Source organism: Lactobacillus rodentium (genome assembly GCF_003423665.1).
In the GTDB taxonomy this organism is placed as follows: domain Bacteria; phylum Bacillota; class Bacilli; order Lactobacillales; family Lactobacillaceae; genus Lactobacillus; species Lactobacillus rodentium.
In genome coordinates this window covers 1-6187 of record NZ_BFBY01000014.1, presented here as the reverse complement: position 1 = coordinate 6187, position 6187 = coordinate 1, and the positions used below count along the sequence as shown (strand labels likewise).

The following is a 6187-nucleotide window of genomic DNA, read 5'->3' as shown; positions in this document are numbered from 1 at the left end:
TTATCTTTTTATTCACAAATAATTTTCTATAACCATGCTATAATTTATTTAAATAATTTAAAAGTATAAGGAAGATTTAGATGAAATGCCCAAACTGTGGTCAAAAGGTTAAGGTTGACGCTGAGCGCTGTCCTTATTGTAATTTTGATTTAGAAAAATTTAATACTGCTTATTTTACTAAGCATAATGATATAAACCACCAAGAAAATCATGATGCCTCAAAGCAACCAGTTTTTCTTCCCAAAAAGCAAAACCCAACTATTGCGGCAATGATTAATTGGATTCAAGTAAATGCAATTATTGTATTTTTAACAGGTATTGGTTTATTAATCCTAATGAGTTTTTCACGTCCGCTAGCTTGGTTAACTTTCTTTGCACTCATGATTTGGCTTTTTATTATATGCCAACGTCACCCTAAGACGGAACAATATACTGCTGATCGACGATTAGCAGAGAAAGTTAATCAGGTGGGCTCTAATGTAGCCAATTCTGTTGAAGAGCGACAAGAAAGAATCAAAAATAAACGAAGCGAGTATGGGAAGAAGCCATTAGTTCATGATATTCAACCTTCAAAAAGAAATAAACTGAGTTTGATGCAATTGGGAATAATGCTGATGGCATGTATAAGTTTATTTGTCATCTTTTTTGGCCCATTTGCATCAACTTCCTTAAATAGTGTTCCATCTTCTTCAATTACTAAGGTTTTAGTGAATATTGCTGGATTAGGCGGTGAATATAGTTTAATTGGATATGGCTTACTTCTACTTTTCCTTGCAGTTCCGATTGCAATTATTGTTTTAACTATTAAGAATAAAAATCACAGTAAGAGATTAGTTTTTTTCTTATCTCTAGTTGAGACTATTTTTTTAGTATTAGTAGCGTTTGAACTTATTTTTAGAAATGTAGGTAGTTCGCTAGGAATTCTTAATTCACATGCAACTGGATATTTAAAGCAAATTATGGATAATATTATTTCTTTTGGTATTTCAACTTACATGTTGCTAATTTCAAGTATATTAACTACTTGGCTTTCTTGGCGAAGTTTAAAAAATAAAAAAGTCAATTAAAAATAGGTCCTGGTTCATAAAAACCAGGACCTATTTTTAGATATTAGGCTATTTGAAATTGGTTAATTTTTTGCAATAGAACACGATTATTGTAAAGGCGTGCAAAAGCTGCCGCATCATTAATATAGGTTTCAACTTGTTTAGCATTCATTTCTTGGGCCTTACCATTTTCGGCAAGACAGAAAAGGATTCTGCCTAAGTAAAAAGTAACATGCTGAGTAGCACAGATTTGATAGCCATAATTTAATAATTTATTAGAAGTTTGATAATCTTTTTCTTTACTGTAAAACTTTCCAGCATGGTAAAGAATAGAAAGAATTTGAAGATTTTTAGGTGCATTTAAAATGCTATCTTCGCGAATCTCAGCGCTAATTAAATCATAATATTGTTGTGCTTTTTCTAGTTCATCCTGAAATTCATAAACTTGGCCACAACCACTCAAAGCAAGAAGATGAAAGATACTTCCTCGTTTCAATTTTGGAGATTCTAAAATTGAAGTGAAACAGTACAATGCATCTGTTTGATTATGTTCCAACTCTAAAGCTAAAATTCCGCGTAAATAATCATAATGGAAGATATCTTCTTGTCTAATTAATTCATTTTTGGGAATTTGACTTAGTAAACGTGCAACTTTTGGAAAATCGAAGACGTCACTAGCATAATCTGCTTCGGAGAGTTTACTTTCAATATCATTACTTTGTGCATCACTCATAATATCGCTAAGATTAATATTCATTCGTGCACATAGACTATTAAGTATTTTCAAAGAAGGAATGCGGCCATTATTTTCAAATTTACTTAACGTAGATTGCGTACAGATTCCTTCACATAATTCATTTTGAGAAAGTCCAAGTTTTTTTCTGGTTAAAATAAATTTTTTAATGTCTATCATCTTTTAATCCCTTTAAAGCTTGAAAAAGAAAATCTAGTGATTCGTCTAGATAATCATTAGCATAATCCATTGCATGTCTTGATCCTTTGACTACTAAGAGTTGAATCGTATGATCAAGTGCAGCCAACTTTTTAATTAATGTTAATACATCTGAAAGCTCGGTTAATTCTTGAGCTGAATTAATCATAAATAGATGACTCAAATTATTATAATTATAATTATCAGCATCTAATTTTGGTAAATCAGGTGGGTTAGCATAAGTTAGGGTGAAGTATTTATAAAAAGCTTGATTGATATTCGCTTGTTTAGTTAACCCTAATTCTTTTTTAGCATCCTTTGCTGGTTTTACTTGTGCATGGTCTTTAATCCATGCCGAAAAATTAACTGGCGCTGACCAAGTAACAGTCGGAAAACCATATAATCCGGCAAGATAAAGTGCAAGAGTTCCTCCAGAACTTGCACCAATTTGCACAATATTATGTCGATCATCCTGATCGGTATATTGTGAATCGAAGAGCCAATTTACAAAATACTTGGCATCTTCATGAGCAGCGGGAAATTTGTTTTTTGGGGCTAGGCGATAATTAGGAATTAAGGTCATAAAACCTGCATTGGCCAATTTAATGCCAAGCCATTTTACGGCTTCCTTGTCACCTCTGAACCAACCACCACCATGCCAAAAAATCATAATTTTTGTTTTGGTAGTAGTGTTATTTGGAAAATAAATATCGGTCTTAAGATTATGAGTATTGTCATATATGATGTCTTTTTTAATTACAACCATAGGCTTCCTCTTTTTGTTATTTTATAATCCGTATATATTATAAAATAAAAATAAACAAGATAGTAGTTTGACTAATGATAATTTCTTAAATTTAAGAGCAAAGTTAGGATAAAAAACACGTGAATTATTTATTTTACAGTCTTTTCTTGTATAATAATTTTAACGTTTAAGGAGTTGAAAAAATGTCTACCAAAACAAGTCGCCGCTTGATAAATATTGTTACTATCATAACTACTATTATCCTAATTTTGTTATGTATTTATTGGTATAAATTAGGAATATTTACTGATCAGGCTAAGATGAAAGCTTACTTAGCGAATAAACAAATTATTGGGCCACTTATTTTTGTTTTAATTCAAATAATTCAAGTGGTGATACCAGTAATTCCCGGCGGGGTATCTTTGCTAGGAGGAGTTATTTTCTTTGGGCCTTGGTGGGGATTTGTCTATAATTACGTCGGCATATGTATTGGTTCGATTATTTTATTCTTTTTAGCACGCTATTATGGTAAACCGTTTATTCTCCATTTAATTTCTGAAGAAACCTATGAGAAATACATGAAATGGACTAAAAATCAAAAGAAATATAATTGGTTCTTTGCGATTTGTATTGTGGCTCCAGCAGCTCCAGATGATGTTTTATGCATGATTTCTGGTTTAACAGATATGAAAGTTTCTACTTATATCTGGATAATTTTATTAGGTAAACCCTGGACAATTGCAGCTTACAGTTTGGGATTACTATATGGAGCTAAATGGATCGTTAAATTAGTAGGTAAATAAATTGATTGAAAGTGAAAGAATTTTTTTACGTAAGATAGAGTCTACGGATGCACCCACCTTACTTAAATGGGGACAAGATGATATATATCATCAAACTGCAGGATTTGAAAAATTTGATGATATAAAGCAAGCGCAAAGGGCAGCCAATCAGTATCATAAAAGACCATATAGCTTTGCTATAATTGAAAAAAAGACTAAAAAAATGATTGGACTAGTTGAACTTTATGAACGAGGACTTGATGAGCAAGCTGGATTATTAGTGACAAAAGATTTAGGTTTTATGCTTGATAAAAAGTATTGGCATCAAGGCTTGATGACTGAAGCTTTGATAGTCTTGATTAATTATGCTTTTGGCGAATTAAAACAACAGCAACTTTGGGCAGGTACTTTTCCAACAAATCAGAGTTCACAAAATATTTTAGAAAAACTTGGATTCAAATATATTTATACCGCAGATTTTAAACAATTTTCTGATACAATTGGTTTTGAAGAAAAATATTTTTTGTTAACACCAGATGATTGGTATGATAAAATGCAGTTAAACACGAAATCCTAAGACAGCTTCAGAGAGCTTGCGGTTGGTGAGAGCAAGCGGATGTCGTTTCCAGATTTCAATAGTGGGTAGGCAATGCTACACGGTTAGCACCGTTATCGCTTTTAGAGTTGTGGTTGTATAACCAAATTTGGGTGGTACCGCGAAGCCGTGTGAAGTCGATTCGTCCCATAGTGGGATGAGTCGACTTTTTTGTATTTTAGGAGGTAATTATGTTAGATATTAAAGTTATCCGCGAAAAGCTCGATTGGGCAAAAGATAAGTTAGCTACTAGAGGAGTTAAGCCAGAAGAATTAGACGAATTAGTAGAAATTGATAAAAAGAGACGTGAAACTTTAAATAAAAGTGAAACTTTAAAGCAAAAGCGTAATGAAGTTTCTGATCAAATTGCTCAAGCTAAGCGTAATAAAGAAGATGCTAGCGATGCAATTAAACAAATGCGTGAAGTGGGTAAAGAAATTAAGGAACTAGATAAAGAAGTAGATGAGTTAACTGAAAAGCAAAATTATATTTTACTTCGTTTACCAAACTTTCCTGCTGATGGAGTACCAGTTGGTCCAGATGAAAGTTACAATCAAGAAGTTCGTAAATGGAATGAACCTACAAAATTTGATTTCACTCCAAAACCACATTGGGAAATTGGTACTGATTTAAATATTTTAGATTGGGATACAGCTGCTAAAGTATCTGGCGCACGTTTCGCCTACTATATTGGGGCAGGAGCAATGTTAGAGCGTGCTGTCTTTAACTTCTTCTTAAATGAAAATATGAAAGCTGGTTATACTGAAGTTATTCCTCCATATTTAGTAAATAGAGACTCGATGCAAGGAACTGGCCAATTCCCTAAGTTTACTGAAGATGTTTATACCATTGTTGATAATGATGATCCTGATAAGCCACGTGAATTAACTTTAATTCCTACTGCTGAAGTACCTCTTGTTAACTACTTCCGCGGAGAAATTTTAGATGGTAATAAGTTGCCTGTTAATGTAACTGCCTTATCTCCAGCGTTTAGAAGTGAAGCTGGTTCTGCTGGTCGTGATACTCGTGGTTTGATTAGAATGCACGAATTTAGAAAAGTAGAAATGGTTAAAGTAGTAAAACCTGAAAATTCTTGGGATGAACTAGATAAGTTAACCAAGAATGCGGGTGACCTTTTAGAAAAATTAGGTCTTCCATACCATGTTGTTGCATTGTCTACTGGGGATGCAAGTTTTACTAGTGCTCAAACATTTGATCTCGAAGTATGGATGCCAGCCCAAGATAAGTATCGTGAAATTTCTAGTTGTTCTAACTGTACTGATTTCCAGGCTCGTCGTGCTCAAATTCGTTATCGTGATGAAGATGGTAAGCTTCATTTAGCACATACTTTAAATGGTTCAGGTTTAGCTGTTGGTAGAACAGTAGCAGCAATTTTAGAAAACTACCAAAATGAAGATGGCAGCGTAACAGTACCTGATGTATTGGTACCATATATGAATGGAATGAAGACTATTACTAAACAAGCAAAATTGGGTAAATAATAAATTTAATAATTTATAGATTGAAAGAGAAGTTTTAATTGACTTCTCTTTTTTTGTTAATTAAATCCAGTTATAGCAAGGTCTGAAGAACATTTTTAGCACTCTAAGCAAAAAAATGCTAAAAAAGTGTTGACATTTATTCCAGATGCATGTAAAGTATTAAATGCTTCAACGAGAGGTAAGCAATTTGAACTAAAAATAATTCAAAAAAGTTCTTGCCAAACATTAAAAATGATGATATATTTATTAAGCTTCATTTTTAAGAAGCAAACAAAAATGTTTTAAAAAAGAAATGAAAAAAGTTCTTGACAAAATTATTACATTTTTGTTACAATTATAAAGCACTAATTCAACTGCAAGTTTTAAACTTCTTTTGAAAAATAATTCAAAAAAGTTCTTGCATAATGAAAATATGTGTGTTATAATTATTAAGCTGACTTAGTCAGCTGGTAGTACCTTGAAAACTGAACAAAGTTTCGCTGAAAAGTGTGCGGGGTTTTTAACCCCAATCAATAAGCGAAGTCAATTCGCAAGCAATAAATTTGTGATAACAAATTAAAAAATATCATGAGCTATTTCAAGCTCA

The 6187-nt window shown here is 32.4% G+C and carries 6 protein-coding genes; 4 read left to right on the top strand and 2 right to left on the bottom strand.

Translation table 11 applies throughout. The annotated features are described in order from the left end of the window. Positions 1 to 80 precede the first annotated feature (80 nt). On the top strand, positions 81 to 1067 hold the full coding sequence (locus tag LrDSM24759_RS06965; RefSeq protein ID WP_117118773.1) for a zinc ribbon domain-containing protein: 987 nt from the start codon (positions 81 to 83) through the stop codon (positions 1065 to 1067). Positions 1068 to 1110: 43 nt separating this feature from the next. On the opposite strand, the gene LrDSM24759_RS06960 is transcribed toward LrDSM24759_RS06965, so the two are convergent. Further along, positions 1111 to 1959 (bottom strand): helix-turn-helix domain-containing protein, encoded by an 849-nt coding sequence (locus tag LrDSM24759_RS06960; protein ID WP_117118772.1) that lies wholly within the window; start codon positions 1957 to 1959, stop codon positions 1111 to 1113. After that, positions 1946 to 2743: an alpha/beta hydrolase fold domain-containing protein gene (locus LrDSM24759_RS06955; RefSeq protein ID WP_117118771.1), complete on the bottom strand. Its 798-nt coding sequence runs from the start codon at positions 2741 to 2743 to the stop codon at positions 1946 to 1948. Before LrDSM24759_RS06955 ends, LrDSM24759_RS06960 begins: the two co-directional genes overlap by 14 nt. A 182-nt stretch (positions 2744 to 2925) precedes the next feature. Between LrDSM24759_RS06955 and LrDSM24759_RS06950 the strand changes: the two genes are divergently transcribed. From LrDSM24759_RS06950 to serS, 3 genes are all read left to right on the top strand, one after another. Continuing rightward, positions 2926 to 3525, top strand: a complete 600-nt coding sequence (locus LrDSM24759_RS06950) for a TVP38/TMEM64 family protein (protein WP_117118770.1) — start codon at positions 2926 to 2928, stop codon at positions 3523 to 3525. A 1-nt stretch (position 3526) separates the two neighbouring features. Beyond that, a complete protein-coding gene (locus LrDSM24759_RS06945) occupies positions 3527 to 4081 on the top strand; it encodes a GNAT family N-acetyltransferase (RefSeq protein WP_117118769.1) in 555 nt (184 codons plus the stop codon). A 209-nt stretch (positions 4082 to 4290) separates the two neighbouring features. Next, entirely contained in the window at positions 4291 to 5601 is a 1311-nt protein-coding gene (gene serS, locus LrDSM24759_RS06940) for a serine--tRNA ligase (RefSeq protein WP_117118768.1), read from the top strand. The last annotated feature ends 586 nt before the right edge of the window (positions 5602 to 6187 follow it).

Bases quoted from the DNA above. Each gene is read 5' to 3' on its own strand.
- LrDSM24759_RS06965 (WP_117118773.1), top strand. From the start codon at position 81: ATGAAATGCCCAAACTGTGGTCAAAAGGTTAAGGTTGACGCTGAGCGC.
- LrDSM24759_RS06960 (WP_117118772.1), bottom strand. From the start codon at position 1,959: ATGATAGACATTAAAAAATTTATTTTAACCAGAAAAAAACTTGGACTT.
- LrDSM24759_RS06955 (WP_117118771.1), bottom strand. From the start codon at position 2,743: ATGGTTGTAATTAAAAAAGACATCATATATGACAATACTCATAATCTT.
- LrDSM24759_RS06950 (WP_117118770.1), top strand. From the start codon at position 2,926: ATGTCTACCAAAACAAGTCGCCGCTTGATAAATATTGTTACTATCATA.
- serS (WP_117118768.1), top strand. From the start codon at position 4,291: ATGTTAGATATTAAAGTTATCCGCGAAAAGCTCGATTGGGCAAAAGAT.